Origin of the sequence: Streptomyces cavernicola (genome assembly GCF_029968035.1) — a bacterium.
Lineage (GTDB): Bacteria > Actinomycetota > Actinomycetes > Streptomycetales > Streptomycetaceae > Streptomyces > Streptomyces cavernicola.
In genome coordinates this window covers 1-15,009 of sequence record NZ_JASCIQ010000027.1, presented here as the reverse complement: position 1 = coordinate 15,009, position 15,009 = coordinate 1, and the positions used below count along the sequence as shown (strand labels likewise).

The window sequence follows — 15,009 nt, the reverse complement described above, 5'->3', positions numbered from 1 at the left end:
CGCGCGATCGGTCGGGCCAACAGCTCCTACGAGGATTGTCCGTCAGGGCGGCCCGCCATGGCTTCCGCACGCCGGCGAGGGATGCCCGCAGGCCGCGCGGACCCGGCCGCACCGCGGATCGCGGCCTACCGGGGATCGCGCCGGGTCGAGTCCGTCCCCGCCGCCCCCACGGCCTCCATGTCGTCGTAGGCGGTGGCCATCAGCCGGCGGCCCAGGTCCTGGAGGGCGCGGCTCGCGGACAGCTCGTCGCCGATCTCCGGCACGTCGCTGTCCGCGGGGTTGCACTGGGCCGTGCCGTGGCCGTCGAGCGTGCTGGTGCCGGTGTTGAGGACGGCGTGCGTCCTCGTCGTCCCGTCCTCCTCGGACAGGTAGAGCCGTACGTCCCATTCGGCTGTGTGTTTCATGACCTTCCCTCCTCGGATGCGCAGGCGTTTCGGCCTATGCGTGGGCGACCACGGCCACCGGTGCGGGGGAGTGGTGGATCACCGCGCGGGTGACGGCTCCGATCCGGGTTCCCACCAGGGCGTCCGGCAACAGGGAACCCCGCACGCGCCGGCCGACGACCAGCAGATCGGCGTCGGCGGCGCAGTGGGCCAGCTGTTCCCCGGGCGGGCCCACCAGGGCCTGCCCGACGACGTCCAGCGTGGGGAACTGCTGCCGCCAGGGCTCCAGGAGACCCGCGAGCGCGTGCTCGACCTCCGCCGCCACGAGCCGCCCGTCGGCGTCCCGCGACGGGTCCGTGTCGAGCGCGGGCGACAGCGGCCAGCTGTGCACGACACGCAGTGTGCAGTCGCGGCGGGCGGCCACGTCGAACGCGAACCCGAGCAGCGTCTCGGAGGCCCGGTCGAGGTCCACGCCCACGACCACGTCGCGGTAGCGGCTCGTACGGTTGCGTGGCGGCGTCCCGGCAGGGGGCCGGGCGGCGCGTACGAGGACGACCGGCCGCTCGGCGCAAGCGACCGCGGCAAGGCCGACCGACTCCAGGAAGAAGCCCGCGATACGGCCGGGCCCGCGTGACCCGATGGCCAGCAGCTCGGCCTCGCCCGCCTCGATGGCCAGCGCGGCCGGCGGCCGGGCCGCGACCGTCCGGACGTGGACCGTAAGGCCGGGATGCCGCTCGCGCAGGGCCTCCGCGGCCTCGCCGAGCATCTCCTCGGACCACCGCCGCTGCTGCTCGAAGTCGCCCGCGCGCTGCGGCGGGCCCGTCTCCCGGCCGATCGGCGGCCAGACCTCCGCGTGGACGAGATGCAGCGAAAGACGGCGCAGTACGGCTTCGTCGGCGGCCCAGGCGGCGGCCGCGAGGCTCTCGGGCGAGCCGTCCACCCCTGCGGTCAGATGGCGGTACATGGCGCGGACCTCCTCGGACCTGAAACCTCGGACGGAGACAGGGGTCGCCACCCGTCCAGTGCACAGCGCGGGGAGCCCTCGGCACAGGGGCCGAACAGGGTGGAACGGGGGACCGAACGACCCGGTGTTCTGCGCGTCGTGGACGAACGGCTCACCATGGTGGGGACCACTCGGTCCTGCCGTGGCACAGCCCGGCGTACGTAACGTGCGGACAAGAGCCGACCGCAGCAGGTGGCCGGCGCCGCTCCGAGCACGGGTGGAGGAGCCATGACGCCCATCGGAAACCGGCCCGTCGTCTTCGGCGTCGACAGCGCCCAGCAGGACGCGGCTCTGGCCTGGGCCGTCGACGAGGCCGCCCGCCGCCGGGCACCGCTGCACCTGGTCCATGCGGTGCTCCCCGTGACCCATCACGTGCACGGAGTCGTGGAGACCGCCCACCACAAGGAGCTGCGGCAGCTGGGCGACGAGCTGCTCGACAAGGCCGTGGTCCGGGCCCGCGAACGCCGGCCTGGCCTGGACGTGGCGACGTTCATCACGGAGTCCAACCCCGCGCAGTCCCTGGTGAGCCAGTCCCGGCACGCCGACCTCGTGGTCCTCGGCTCGCGCCGCCTCGGCCGCCTCGCGGAGATGCTCAGCGCGTACTCGACGACGGTGCCGGTGAGCGCGAACGCCGCCTGCCCCGTGGCCGTGGTCCCGGAGACGGAGTACACGGTCGAGGAGCCCCCGTATCTCGTGGTCGGCGTGGACGGCAGCGCGGCGGCGGAGGTCGCCCTCGAACACGCGCTGACGGCCGCGGCCGCGCGGGGCGCCGCGGTACGGGCCGTATGGGCGTGGCCGCGGCCCCTCCTCGGATTCCTGGACGAGCGCGCGGCGGTCGAGGACTTCCGCGGCCAGCTGGACGCCGCGACCGCCCCGCTCGCCGCCGCCCACCCCGACGTGCCGCTCAGCCGCGAGCTGCGCCGCGGCCACCCCGTCGACGTACTGGCCGACGCCGGCCGGCAGGCCCTCGCCGTGGTCGTCGGCCGCCGGGGCCGCGGGGGCTTCACCGGCATGCGGCTCGGCTCCGTTCCGCACGGCCTGCTGCACCGGGCCGGCTGCCCGGTGATCACGGTGCCCACGTCGGCCGACGCGACCGCCGGGGACGGCGACAGCTGACCCCAACTCCCTTCAGCGGCAACAGAGTCGAGGAGTCCGCCATGAACGACCACGAGAGGTGCGCGGCACGGGCGGAGACACGGCGCGAGGAGCGGGGTGAGGCGCTCCTCGCGCGCTACATCGGCGCCGTGGCCACGGTCTCCGCACGGCACGCCACCGTACGCCTGGCAGCCGTCCCGGCCGAGGCGCCCGCCGACGGCACTCCCGAGGCCGGACCCGAGCCTCTCCTCGTCCGCGACGTCATGGACCTCCCGACCGCGTCGGTACGCGGAAACCTGCCGTTCCTGGACGTCGCGCGGCTGCTCACCCGTGAGCACACCGGGTGCCTGCCGGTGGTGGACCCCGAGGACCATGTGCTCGGCGTCGTGTCGGAGTCCGACCTGCTCGCGAAGGCAGCGATCGAGGCCTCGGGCGGCCCCTCGGGCGTCCTGGCGCGGTTCCGCGAACGCCGGCCCCACGGCAACGCTCACGCCGGAACAGCCGGAACAGCCGGAACAGCCGAAACAGCCGAAACCGCCGAGACCCTGATGACCTCGCCCGCCGTCACGGTGTACTCCCGCCAAACGGTCGCCGAAGCAGCCTGGTTGGTGTCCCTGGCCCGCCTCAAGCGGCTGCCGGTGACGGACCAGGCCGGACGCCTCATCGGAGTGGTGCACCGGAACGCTCTGCTCGGCGCCCTGCTCCGGAACGACGAGACGGACCCGACCGGCGGGGCCTGCCCGACCGCCCCGAAGGACCACCTCGACGACGCGTGAAGGCGGCGCGGAACCCACGTACCGCGGGCCAGGAGCCGCTCAGGCCCACCGGAGGGGCCGCCCGGCCTACCCCCGCACCCGGCCCCCGTCGCAGAATGGAAGGCGGGGGAGGAGAGGGGGGAGAGGCAGCGGAAGCGGAAGAGGAACGGAGACTCTCATGCGCTCACCCATCCCCACCTCGATCACCACCCTCCCCGTGGCCTACCGCAACCGGCTCCTCGAACACGCCCAGGAAGTCAACTACCCCGAGGACACCCACCTGTTCAGCGAGGGCGGCCGCGCAGACAAGTTCTGGATCGTGCGGTCCGGAGCCGTCTCCCTGGAGTTCCGCGTCCCCGGCGGGCGGCCTGCCGTCATCGAGAACCTGGGCCCCGGCGACCTGGTCGGCTGGTCGTGGCTGTACGAGCCGTACCGCTGGCACCTCGACGCCACGGCCACCACCCCCGTCCGCACCTACGAGTACGACGCCCGCAACGTACGCATGCTCATGGACGCCGACCTGGCCTTCGGCTTCGCCATCGCCCACTGGGTCGGCCAGATCCTCGCCCACCGACTGCAGGCGACCCGCGTCCGGCTGCTCGACCTGTACGCCCCGCACGGAAGCGGAAGCGTGATCTAGCCGATGACAAGCGAACCCGGAGATCTGGAGCCGGGCCGGGCCGCACCCGCGCACCGGTACACCGTCAGCGACGTCATGTCCCACACCGCGGTCGCCGTCGGCCGTGGCGCCTCGTACAAGGAGGCCGTCGAACTGATGCAGCAGTGGAAGGTCGGCGCGCTGCCCGTGCTGGAGGGGGAGGGGCGCGTCGTGGGCGTCGTCTCGGAGGCCGACCTGCTGCTGAAGGAGGAGTTCAAACAGGAGGATCCGCACCTGCCGGAGCAGGCCCGTGCCGCGGTCAAGGCCGCCGCCGTCCTCGTCGAGGACCTGATGTCGAGCCCCGCCGTCACCGTGCGGGCGCACGCCACCCTGCCCGAGGCCGCCCGCGTCATGGCGCAGAAGGGCGTCAAGCAGCTCCCCGTGGTGAACGGGGTGGGCCTGCTCGAAGGAATGGTGAGCCGCAGCGACCTGCTCAAGGTGTTCCTGCGCTCCGACCAGGAGATCGCGGACGACATCCACCAGGTCCTCGACGGGCTTCCGCTCCCCGGCCCCGTCCATGTCACGGTCCGGGACGGCATCGCCACCCTCCGGGGCCCGCTCCGCGACCGCACGCCCCTGCCGCTGCTCGCGAGGGCGCTGCGCACGGTCGAGGGCGTGGTCGACGTACGACTGGAGCTCGCCGCGGAGCGCGTGCCGACGTGAACAGCGGAGCGCATGCCGACGTGAACAGCCGAGCAAGGACCGTTCACCGTCGGCGCGCGCCGCTTCGCCGTGGCTCGTCGACCAGTTGCTGCAGCACGCCGCCCTGATCGGACGGTTCGTCGGACCAGCGTCCGTCAGGCGTGCGGAGACAGCCGTGCACCTTCACCGCGTACGCCGCGACCTGCGTCTCCAGGATCTGCAGCCCCGGGCAGAGGGCGGCCAGCTCCGCGTGCAGGGCCGTGACGCGGGCCGGCGACTCCAGGTGCGCGAGAAGCTGGACGTTGGGGCGGCCGGTGGTCACGGTCAGCAGCCCGATCTTCGACAACTGGGCGAGTTTGGCGGTGAGTTGGGGCACCTCGCCGGGCGGCGCCGCACACCACAGCAGTACGCGCCACGGCGCGGGCGAAGCGGAGTCGGTGAGGAGCGGTACGAAGCCGAGGAGGCCGTCCGTGCGCAGCCGGGCGAGCCTGCGCGAGACGGTGCTGGGTTCCCGTCCCAGACGGCGGGCCAGCTCGGCGGTGTCGGTGCGCGCGTCCTGGGAGAGCAGCCGGAAAAGGGGGAGGTCGTCTTGTCTGAGGGCGGCGGCGGAACCGGCCCGCGGCTCCGGAAGCCCGGCCCGCAACGCCCGTATCTGGGACGGGTGCAGGGATTCGAGACGGCGTGAGCCGCCCACCTCGACGGTTTCGAGCGCGGTGTTGACCTCGGCGCGGTCGACGCCCGGCAGCGCCGCCACGGCCTCGTGCGCCGAGCGGATCAGGGCCTGGTGGTCCGTGCCCACCAACGTCGCGTACACATCGGCCGAGCCGTCGGTGACCTGGACCGAAGCGGCCAGCGGCAGTCCTGCGAGCCGTCGCGCCACCTCGTCGGCCCGGCCGGACGCGGTACGCAGCCGCAGATGGGCGAGTTGGAGCCGGTCCACGAGCCGGGGCCCCGTGGTGGGCACCATCCGCAGATCGCCACGCGCGCACAGCCGGGCGTAACGACGGGCGATCGTGCGGGGCTCCTGCGCGAGCACCGAGGCGAGCAGCGCCCACGGCGCCCGAGGCGCTTCCTGCAGCGCGTGTACGAGCGCAAGATCGTCCTCGCTGATCACGCACGGAACGTACATTCGCGCCCCCGATCCCGCAAGGATCAGGCAATGTCCCGACCCCGACGGGCCGCGGCGGCACCATGTCCCCACTCTCCAGCCGCCCTCAACCCTCCAGCCGCCCCCGCTCTCCAGCCGTCTACCGAACGGAGAAACACCGTGGTCCTCCGCGCCTCGTCGGTCCGCACCGCAACGGCTCTCGCCCTCACCGCCGCCCTCACCGCCACCGCCGCGCCCGCCGCCTCCGCGAACGCCGCGCAGCACAGCCGACCCGAGCCGGGAACCGTGGTCGGCGCTGCCCCGCTCGACGCCGACCTGTGGGTCCCGGGCACGGGCCAGGCGTACCGGCTCACGTACACGACCACGAACGCGGACGGCCGCTCGGCCCACAGCACCGGCGCCGTGTTCATCCCCAAGGGCGAGGCCCCGCGAGGGGGTTGGCCCGTCATCTCGTGGGCGCACGGCACCGTGGGACTCGGCGACGACTGCACGCCCTCCCGCGTCGGCTCGTCCGCACAGGAACGCGACCTCGCGTATCTCGCGAAGTGGATGGAACAGGGCTACGCGATCGTGGCCAGCGACTACGTGGGCCTCGGCACCAAGGGCCTGATGCCCTACCTCGACGGCAGGACGACGGCCCACAACATCGTCGACATGGTCAAGGCCGGGCGCGCCTTCGCCGGGGCCCGGCTGCCGGAGAGCGCCCGACTGGCCCGCAAGTGGGTCACCGTCGGCCAGTCCCAGGGCGGCGGCGCCGCGATCTACACGGCGCGCCACGCCACCGAGTTCGGCGGCCCGGAACTCGACTACCGGGGCGCCGTCGGCACCGGCACACCGGCGTACGTGGAGCGGCTCGTCGCCGCGGCCGGCCCCTCCGACGAGCCGTCGAGCCCCGTCAGCACGGCGTACGGCACGTACATCTTCGCGGCGCTGCGCGACGTGCACCCCGAGCTGCGGATCGACAGCGTGCTCAGCCGTACGGGCAAGAAGTTCATCGCGCTCGCCGAGAAGGAGTGCCTGCACCCGCTGGAGAAGCGGATCGCCGCGGCCGGGGTCTCCTCGGGCGACTTCCTCGACCGGCCCGTCAACGAGATCCCGCACTTCGCCGACACCGTGCGGGACTACATGGGCATGCCGGAGGACGGCTTCGACAAGCCGTTCTTCATGGCGCACGGCACGCAGGACCAGGACGTCCCCGTCACCGGCACCGCCGCCTACGCCGACGCCCTCACGGCCAACGGCGAGCCCGTGACGTTCAGGACGTACCCCACCGACCACAGCGGCACGATGGCCGCGTCCCAGCCGGACACGATCCCGTACGTACGCGAGCTGTTCGCCGACTGACGGCGGGAACCGTACGGGAACCCGAGGCGTTCATTCGCGGAGGTGTTCCACCTCGTCCGCCGCCTGCCGCGCCGCTCGTTCGGCTCGGGCGGTGGCGTCCGCCGCTGTCCGGGCCCGCTCCTCGGCGTCCCGCCGGTCCCGCTCCGCCTGCTCCAACTCGCCCTGGGCGGCACGGAGTCGGTCCTCGGCCTCGGTCGTCCGCGCACGCGCCTCGGCCTCGCGGTCGCGCGCCCGCACCAGGGCGGCCTCCGCGTCCTCTGTGGCGGTGCGCTGCCGCTCAAGCGCCCGCTCGGCCTCGGCGGCGGCCTCCGCAGCGGCCTTGCGCGCGGCCGCGAGCCGCTCCTGCTCCCGGCGCCGGCGCCGCTCGGCGAGCTCTTCCTCGACCGGCGCGGCCCGTGGCGAGGTCCGCGCGGCCTCGTGAGCTGCCCGCTTCGGACCGGGCTCCTCCTCTTCCCGTACGGAAGCCTCCGTGACAGCCTCCGTGACGCCGCTCGGTGCGAAGTCCGAGGGCGGAGTGAGCGCGCCCTCAAGCCGACCCGCGGCCCACTGGTCCGCCGCCTCCTGGTCGGCGAGCACGGCCCGCAGGGTGGACACGACGCCCTGCTGCGCGTCGTCCGACAACCGGTGCCCGGCCTCAAGGGCCAGGGCGACGGCCTGCCGGGCCATGGCCGAGACGACACTGCCCCGCCGGCCCGACAGCTGCTTGATCTCGGCGGCGTCAAGGGACCGGTACGCCTCGCGCAACGCCTGCCCGAGTTCGAGGAACCGCTCGCAGTCCGCAGGCGCCGACCGCAGCAGCAGGTTCGCCGCCCAGGCCGCGCGCGTCGGACGGCGGGCGGCACGGATCCTGCGGGCGTCCTCCGCACGGCCGTCCGCCTTCGCCTCGGCGGCCAGCTCGTCCCGCCGGGCCACGAACTCGGGCGGCGGCGTCACGTACAGCTCGTCGAGGACCTCCTCCGCGTCCCGCGCTCCGCTCCCCGCCCCGCCTCCGCGCCTCTCCTTCCTCCGCATGCCTCCCACACTCCGCCGCCCCGGAGCATCCCGCACCTCGTGCCCCTGCGGACCACGGGCGTCGGGCTCAGCGCACGATCAGCTTGCCCGTCATGTTCGAGTGGAAGCTGCAGACGAAGTCGTAACTGCCGGGCTTCGAAGGGGCGGTGAAGGTTCCGGACTTGCCGCCGTCGATGGTGCCCGTGTCGAACGCCCCGCTCTCCGTGGCGGTCACGGTGTGTGCGGTGGAGTCCTTGTTGACGACCGTGACCTTCTCGCCCGGGTTGACCGTCAGCGTGTCCGGGTCGAAGGCGAAGTTCTCCGCCACGATGCGGTCCTCGCCGGCGTTCTGCGTGGCGGGCGGGTTCGCGGGGGTCGTGGCCGGCGGGGTGGGGGCGTAGGGGGTGGAGCCGTTGTCCGTGTCGGAGCAGGCTGTCGCCAGGACGAGGGCGGCGGCCGCCCCGAGCAGAAGGCCGGCGGTGCGCCGGAGGCGGGGTGACGGTGACATCGGAACGATCCTTCGGGAGTTCGGCGTACGGGGTGGTGTCGAGGGCGGCGTACGAGAGGGCGTACGCGTGGATGCACGGGGTCGGTGTCAGGCGGCGCGGCGGGCGGGGCCTTCGTCGTAGGCGCTGTCGACGGCCGCTTCCGGTGCGGCCGGCAGGGGGGACGGAGTGGTGCTCGGCAGTCGAAGTCCCTTCAGGGCAAGGGCGTTGGCGGCGACGATGAAGCTGGAGCCGGACATGGTGAGGGCGGCGATCTCGGGCCGGAGGACGAGGCCGAAGGCCGGTTCGAAGACGCCGGCGGCGATGGGCAGGGCCAGGGCGTTGTAACCGATGGCCCAGCCCAGGTTCTGGCGCATCTTGCGCAGCGTGCCGCGGCCGATGCGCAGGGCGGTGGGCACGTCGAGGGGGTCGGAGCGCATCAGGACGAGGTCCGCGGTCTCGATCGCCACGTCGGTGCCGGCGCCGATGGCGATGCCGAGGTCGGCCCTGGCGAGGGCGGGGGCGTCGTTGACGCCGTCGCCGACCATCGCGACCTTGCGGCCGGTGGCCTGGAGTGCGGCGATCTCGGCGGCCTTGTCGCCGGGCAGGACCTCCGCGACGACGGTGTCGATGCCGAGCTGCGCGGCGATGCGTTCGGCGGTGGCCCGGTTGTCTCCGGTGAGCATGACGACCTCGACGCCGAGGGCGTGCAGTTCCCGCACGGCGGTGGCCGAGGACTCCCGGGGCGCGTCGGCGATGCCGATCAGACCGGCCGCACGACCGTCGACCGCGACGATCACGACCGTACGGCCGGTGGCGGCCAACTCGTCGCGTGCCGCTGCGAGTTCGCTGAGGTCGACGCCCTCGCGCTCGGTCAGGCGGCGGTTGCCGACTGCGACCCGGCGGCCGGACACGGTGGCGACGGCGCCGTGGCCGGGGATGTTCTCGAAGCCCGCCGCGCGTTCGGTGGCGAGCCCCTGGGCGGCGGCGTGTCGCACGACGGCTTCTGCCAGGGGGTGTTCGGACTCGCGCTCCACCGCCGCGACCAGCCGGAGCAACTCGTTCGCGGTCGGGCCGTCGTCGCCTGTGAGGACGTCGGTGACCTCCGGCTCGCCCTTGGTGAGCGTGCCGGTCTTGTCCATGACGACGGTCTGGACACGGGCGGAGATCTCCAGGCCCTCGGCGTTCTTGAAGAGCACGCCGCGCCTGGCCCCGAGCCCCGTACCGACCATGATCGCGGTGGGGGTGGCGAGGCCGAGCGCGTCCGGGCAGGTGATCACCACGACGGTGATGGCGAACAGCATCGCCGTGCCCAGGGAGCGGTCGGTGGCCAGGAGCCAGACGGCCAGGGTCGCGGCCCCGCCGATCAGCGCGACGAAGACCAGCCAGAACGCCGCCCGGTCCGCGAGCCGTTGCCCCGGGGCCTTGGAGTTCTGGGCCTCCTGGACGAGCTTGACGATCTGGGCCAGGGCGGTGTCCGAGCCGACCTTGGCGGCGCGCACGCGCAGGGTGCCGTTGGCGTTGACGGTGGCGCCGACGACCTGCGAGCCGGGCTCCTTGTGCACGGGCAGGCTCTCGCCGGTGACCATCGACTCGTCGACCTCGCTCGCGCCCTCCTCGACGACCCCGTCCACGGCGATCTTCGCGCCCGGCCGGACCAACAGCAGGTCGCCGACGGCCACTTCGGCCGTGGGCACCTCGACCGGTTCGCCGTCGCGCAGGACGAGCGCCTTCGGCGGGGCCAGGTCGAGGAGTGTGCGGATGGCGTCGTTGGCGCCGCCGCGGGCGCGCATCTCGAACCAGTGGCCGAGCAGCACGAAGGCGGCGAGGACGGTCGCCGCCTCGTAGAAGACGTCGCCGCCGCCGGTGACCGTGACGACCACGGAGTACAGCCAGCCGGAGCCGACGGCGACCGCGACGAGCACCATCATGTCCAGCGTGCGGGCTCGCAGGGCGCGGAGCGCGCCGGCGAAGAACAGCGTGCACGACCAGAGGACCACCGGCAGGCTCAGCAGCAGCGCCCACACGTCCTGACGCAGCCCGAACGGCACGGGCGCGTCCAGGTGGAGGACGTCCTCGCCGATCGGTGACCAGATCACGAGGGGGATCGAGAAGAGCGCCGCGACGAGGAAGCGGTTGCGCAGGTCGGCGGCCATGTCCGCCATCGACATGTCGCCGTGTCCGTGCGCGCCGGCCGCAAGTGCGGCGGGCGTCGGCGGAGGGGTCGGCGTCGGCGGTGGAGCTGGCGTTAGCGGTGGGGCGGGCTCGGCCAGCGGGTCGCAGAGGTGCGCCGGTACGGACTGGCCCGCGCAGTGCAGGCCGCACTCCTCGACCCAGCGCCGCAGTTCGGCCAACGACGTGCGGCCCGGGTCGAAGACGACCGTCGCCGTCAGCCCCACCGGGTTGGCTGCCACGTCGAGCACGCCTGGCCGCCTGCCCAGGACCGCGCTGACGGTGCTCTGCTGGGAAGCCCAGCCGAGACCTCGTACGTCGAGGACGGCGGTACTGAACTGTTGCGTACGGTCGGTGTGTTCCGCGTGCTCCGTGTGTTCGATGTGGTCCGTGTGTTCCGTGTGGTGGTCGTGCACGGTCACTTCTCCCTGTGCGCCGTGATCACTCCCGTAGCGAGCGGTCCGGACGCGGGTCGCAACCGCGCGTGGCGACCGCACGTGGAGGCGCTCTACTGCCACCCTCCTCCCCCCGGCGGGGCGGCGCATGGGCCGGGTGGCCCAGCTGGGGGACGTGCGGCCCTACGGAGTCGGGGCGGGCGGGCCGACAGAGCCCCTGGCCGACCCGGCGGCGGCGTGGACGAGGGCGGCCGTGAGGTATCCGGCACCCCACAGGCCCCAGAGCAGGGCCGATGCGTCGTAGGCGAGCAGCGGGATCAACGGCAGCGCCGAGGTCGCGAGGAGCACGGGCGAGAGAAGGCGGAGCGAGCGCGTCCGCCCGTCCGCGCCGTGGCCCCGCCGCCGGTGGAGGTGGACGCCGCACAGGACGACGGCGACGAGTTGGACGACGACCAGGGCCAGGGCGAGGGACGCCATGAGGCTCACCTCCGTGCGGACGGGCTGGATCCTGCGCTGCGTACGCGTTCCTGTACGAGTTCCCGTACGGGTTCCCGGACTGGCGCGGGTGTCTCTGCGGAAGCCGAGGTGCTGCTCAAGGGGCGGCCGGTCCGCGTGGCTCGGTGGGCGCGCCGGTGTCGCCGCTCAGGTAGCGGCCGGGGGACGTGCCGACGGTGCGGCGGAACGCGGCGAGGAAGGAGCTCGGCGTCGCGTATCCGACGGCGTGTGCGACGCGGGAGACCGGCTGCCCCTCGGCGAGCAGCGGGAGCGCGGCGCGCAGCCGTACGTGGGTGCGCCAGCGGTCGAAGCTCATGCAGGTGTCGTGGACGAAAAGGCGCGTCAGGGTGCGCCGGCTCGCCCCGACGGCGCGCGCGTGCGCGTCCAGGCTGCGCGGGTCCGCGGGGTCGGCGAGCAGGGCGTCGGCCACGGCGCGTACGCGGTCGTCGGTGGGGGTGGGCACGTCGATGGGCGTGGCCGGCAGGGGCTGGAGGAGGTCCAGGACGACGGCCTCTGCGCGGAGCCGTGCGTCGTCGGGGAGGTCCTTGCGGCTGAGGTGGGCGATCAGGTGGGCGAGGAGCCCGTCGACGCCGACCGGCGTGGGCTCGGTCCAGTCCGGCGCGCTGCGGTTCGGTGCGTTGCGGTCCGGCTCGAAGTAGAGGCTGCACAGCACGGCGTCGCGGGTCGCGCCGGTCCGGTGGACGACCCCGGCGGGCAGCCACAGGGCCCGTGTGCGCGGCAGCACCCAGTAGTCCTCGCCGACGGCGACGCCGAGCACTCCGCGCTGCGCCCAGGCCAGTTGGTGCTGCGGGTGCCGGTGCGGCACGAACCACTGACCGGTCGCGAGCGGGAAGCTCCCGACGACGATCGCGCCCACCCCGGCCGGCACGGCCCCTTCGACTTCGAAGGCATCGGTCATAGCGCCAGCGTAGGGCGCGTGTCCTCGATGCGATACGACGTGGCCCCGTAGCGCATCGCGGCCGCCGCGGCGGGTGCATAGCGTCGTCGTATGCCGAACGAATCCAGTGCGACGCCGATGCCAACTGCACGAGAAACAGGGTCCGTTGGGCGGCGTCGCGGACCCGCTCTGGTGGTGCTGTGCTTCGTGCAGTTCATGCTCGTCCTGGACGACAACGTGGTGAGCGTCGCGCTGCCCAGCGTGCGCGACGACCTCGGCTTCGACAGCGCCGGTCTGGCCTGGGTCGTCAACGCCTACTTCCTCGCCTTCGGCGGGCTGTTGCTGCTGTTCGGCCGCATGGCCGACCTCCTCGGCCGCAGGCGCGTCTTCCTGACCGGAGTGGTGCTGTTCGGCGCGGCCAGCCTCGTCTGCGGGCTCGCGCAGGAGCCCTGGCAGCTGGTGGCCGGGCGGTTCGTCCAGGGCGCGGGATCGGCCATGGCCAGTCCCGCCGCGCTGGCCCTGATCGCCCTCCTGTTCCCCGGCACGGAGGAGCGCGCCGAGGCCTTCGGCGTCTGGGGCGGCATCGCGGCCCTCGGCGGCACGTCGGGTCTGGTGATCTCCGGTGCGCTGACCGGCCTCGCGTCCTGGCGCTGGATCTTCCTCGTCAACCTGCCGGTCGCCGCGGTGGCTGTCGTACTGCTGCCGCGCCTGGTCCCCGAGAGCCGGGCCGGTGACGCGGCCCGGCTCGACGTACCCGGTGCGGTGCTCGGCACCGGCGCCCTGGTGTCTCTGGTCTACGGGCTGCTCCAGACCGGGGAGTCGGGCTGGGCGGCCCCGGTCGTCGTCGGGTCCCTGGCTCTTGCCGTGCTCCTCGCCGTCGCGTTCCTGGTGGTCGAGGCGCGGGCCGCCGAGCCGCTGGTGCCGTGGTCGTTCCTGTCCTTCCGCTTCCGCGCCGTGGCCAACGGGGCGACCCTGCTGTTCTCCGCAGCCCTGTACGCGATGGCGTTCCTGCTGATGGTGCACCTGCAGACCGTCCTCGGCTACGGCCCGCTCACGGCCGGCCTCGCCCACCTGCCGTACGGCGCAGGCATCCTCACGGGCATGTGGCTCTCCTCGCGAGCGGTGGTCCGGCTCGGGGTGCGGGCGGCGCTCGCCGGATCGTTCCTGATCACCGCTGCCGGACTCCTGCTCCTCTCCGACGTGGGGCCGGGCGACGGGTACGCGGCCGGGGTGCTGCCCGGCATGCTCGTCGCGAGCCTGGGCTGCGGGCTGAGCCTGCCCGCCCTGACCGTCGCCGCGCTCACGGGCACCACCGAGGAGGACGCGGGGCTCGGCTCGGCCGTCCTGAGCTCTGTCCAACAGGTCGGCGGCGCTGTGGGGGTGGCGGTGTTGGTCGCGCTGGCCGCGGGTCGCAGCGACGACGCATCGGCCGCCCGCAGCGGCCCGCTGCGGGCCGCGACGGACGGCTTCTCGCTCGCACTCACCGTCGCCGCCGCCCTCCTCGCCCTCGGCGCGGTCCTCACAGCCGCCCTGCTCGGGAGGAACCGCTCCCCAGAAGGCGTGCACGCCGCCGGAGAAGAGGCCCCGGCCGACCACAGGGCACACCTCGCGCCAACACGGCCTGGCACCGAGTGCGACCAGAAGGGGAACTGAGTTCCCTGTGTGCCGAAGCGGCTGCGGGTGTCCTTCAGTCCTCGTCGAGCGTGGCCTCGATCTCACGGACCATGCGCCACAACGGTGTGCGGCGCTTGGTGATCAGGACGACGACATCGTCCTGCGCGTCGCCCGCGCCGTCGCCGTCCGCCCGCAGGGAACTGGAGTTCCGTACGAATTCGAGGGCGTGGTCCATGCTTGCCGTGAGGTCGCCCTCGGCGCCGGAGCGGAGCCACGACCGGAGGGCGTTGTTGTGGGCGGCGACGACGGACGCCGCGATCACGTCCGCCCGCAGCGTGCCGTCGGGACGGCCCGCGGAGTGCCGCCGCAGATAGCCGGCGAGCGTGTGCTCGTACCGCCAGACCACGGACAGCTCGTGGTGGCGCAGACCCGGCACGGCCCGCGTCAACTCGTAGCGCTGCACGGCGAATGCGGGGTTGTCGGCGTACATCCGCATGACGATGCGGGCGGCGTCGCAGACCCGCGCCACCGGGTCCTCGTCGTCGGCCTTCTCCAGATACGCCTTCATCTCGGCGAGGCAGCCCTCGTGGTCGGGGAAGACCACGTCCTCCTTGGACGGGAAGTAGCGGAAGAAGGACCTGCGTCCGACTCCGGCGCGCTGGACGATGTCGTCGACGGTGGTGCGCTCGAAGCCGCGGTCGAGGAACAGCTCGAAGGCCGCCGAGATCAGCGCGTCCCGGATGGCGGGCTTCGCGGAGTTGTTGTCGGCGCCCGTGGGCTGTTCCTGTTCCTCGCTCATGGGGGCAACGTAGCACCGCCCGGAGCCGGTCCCGGCGGTCGCGGGCGGGGATTGATTGCTGGCACTCAGTGTGCATACTGAGGGTACTGAGTGCCATTCTCTCGTATTGCCCGCGGCCGGGAGCACCGGTCGGCGCACGGAACTGGGGTATCCCTGCCATGAGCCAGAACTTC

At 73.4% G+C, this 15,009-nt stretch carries 15 protein-coding genes; 6 read left to right on the top strand and 9 right to left on the bottom strand.

Annotation, left to right across the window (positions count from 1 at the left end; genetic code table 11):
- Positions 1-125: 125 nt before the first annotated feature.
- Positions 126-404, bottom strand: coding sequence for a DUF1876 domain-containing protein (locus tag QIS96_RS23975; RefSeq protein WP_282544786.1), 279 nt, complete (start codon positions 402-404; stop codon positions 126-128).
- 34 nt (positions 405-438) lie between these two features.
- Positions 439-1,347, bottom strand: a complete 909-nt coding sequence (locus QIS96_RS23970; RefSeq protein WP_282544785.1) for a universal stress protein — start codon at positions 1,345-1,347, stop codon at positions 439-441.
- A gap of 267 nt (positions 1,348-1,614) precedes the next feature.
- Here QIS96_RS23970 and QIS96_RS23965 point away from each other — a divergent pair, with 267 nt between their 5' ends.
- From QIS96_RS23965 to QIS96_RS23950, 4 genes are all read left to right on the top strand, one after another.
- A complete protein-coding gene (locus tag QIS96_RS23965; protein WP_282544784.1) occupies positions 1,615-2,502 on the top strand; it encodes a universal stress protein in 888 nt (295 codons plus the stop codon).
- A 41-nt stretch (positions 2,503-2,543) separates the two neighbouring features.
- Complete coding sequence (locus QIS96_RS23960; RefSeq protein WP_282544783.1) at positions 2,544-3,257, top strand: CBS domain-containing protein; 714 nt, start codon at positions 2,544-2,546, stop codon at positions 3,255-3,257.
- A 157-nt stretch (positions 3,258-3,414) separates the two neighbouring features.
- Positions 3,415-3,876, top strand: coding sequence for a Crp/Fnr family transcriptional regulator (locus QIS96_RS23955; RefSeq protein WP_282544782.1), 462 nt, complete (start codon positions 3,415-3,417; stop codon positions 3,874-3,876).
- A 3-nt stretch (positions 3,877-3,879) separates the two neighbouring features.
- Complete coding sequence (locus tag QIS96_RS23950; RefSeq protein WP_282544781.1) at positions 3,880-4,557, top strand: CBS domain-containing protein; 678 nt, start codon at positions 3,880-3,882, stop codon at positions 4,555-4,557.
- A 43-nt stretch (positions 4,558-4,600) separates the two neighbouring features.
- Here the strand turns inward: QIS96_RS23950 and QIS96_RS23945 are convergent, their stop codons facing one another.
- Complete coding sequence (locus QIS96_RS23945; RefSeq protein ID WP_282544780.1) at positions 4,601-5,650, bottom strand: Lrp/AsnC family transcriptional regulator; 1,050 nt, start codon at positions 5,648-5,650, stop codon at positions 4,601-4,603.
- A 153-nt stretch (positions 5,651-5,803) separates the two neighbouring features.
- Here QIS96_RS23945 and QIS96_RS23940 point away from each other — a divergent pair, with 153 nt between their 5' ends.
- Complete coding sequence (locus QIS96_RS23940) at positions 5,804-6,988, top strand: alpha/beta hydrolase family protein (protein WP_282544779.1); 1,185 nt, start codon at positions 5,804-5,806, stop codon at positions 6,986-6,988.
- Positions 6,989-7,018: 30 nt separating this feature from the next.
- Here QIS96_RS23940 and QIS96_RS23935 read toward each other — a convergent pair whose 3' ends face one another.
- The 5 genes from QIS96_RS23935 to QIS96_RS23915 all read right to left on the bottom strand — a co-directional run bounded on the left by QIS96_RS23935 (position 7,019) and on the right by QIS96_RS23915 (position 12,444).
- Positions 7,019-7,999, bottom strand: a complete 981-nt coding sequence (locus QIS96_RS23935; protein ID WP_282544778.1) for a hypothetical protein — start codon at positions 7,997-7,999, stop codon at positions 7,019-7,021.
- A 67-nt stretch (positions 8,000-8,066) separates the two neighbouring features.
- Entirely contained in the window at positions 8,067-8,486 is a 420-nt protein-coding gene (locus QIS96_RS23930; protein WP_282544777.1) for a cupredoxin domain-containing protein, read from the bottom strand.
- Between the two features lie 87 nt (positions 8,487-8,573).
- On the bottom strand, positions 8,574-11,051 hold the full coding sequence (locus QIS96_RS23925; protein WP_282544776.1) for a heavy metal translocating P-type ATPase: 2,478 nt from the start codon (positions 11,049-11,051) through the stop codon (positions 8,574-8,576).
- Between the two features lie 162 nt (positions 11,052-11,213).
- Positions 11,214-11,507, bottom strand: a complete 294-nt coding sequence (locus QIS96_RS23920) for a hypothetical protein (RefSeq protein ID WP_282544775.1) — start codon at positions 11,505-11,507, stop codon at positions 11,214-11,216.
- Between the two features lie 115 nt (positions 11,508-11,622).
- Positions 11,623-12,444, bottom strand: a complete 822-nt coding sequence (locus QIS96_RS23915) for an AraC family transcriptional regulator (RefSeq protein WP_282544774.1) — start codon at positions 12,442-12,444, stop codon at positions 11,623-11,625.
- Between the two features lie 117 nt (positions 12,445-12,561).
- Between QIS96_RS23915 and QIS96_RS23910 the strand changes: the two genes are divergently transcribed.
- On the top strand, positions 12,562-14,076 hold the full coding sequence (locus tag QIS96_RS23910; RefSeq protein WP_282544888.1) for an MFS transporter: 1,515 nt from the start codon (positions 12,562-12,564) through the stop codon (positions 14,074-14,076).
- 34 nt (positions 14,077-14,110) lie between these two features.
- Here QIS96_RS23910 and QIS96_RS23905 read toward each other — a convergent pair whose 3' ends face one another.
- Complete coding sequence (locus QIS96_RS23905) at positions 14,111-14,836, bottom strand: TetR family transcriptional regulator (protein WP_282544773.1); 726 nt, start codon at positions 14,834-14,836, stop codon at positions 14,111-14,113.
- Between the last annotated feature and the right edge of the window lie 173 nt (positions 14,837-15,009).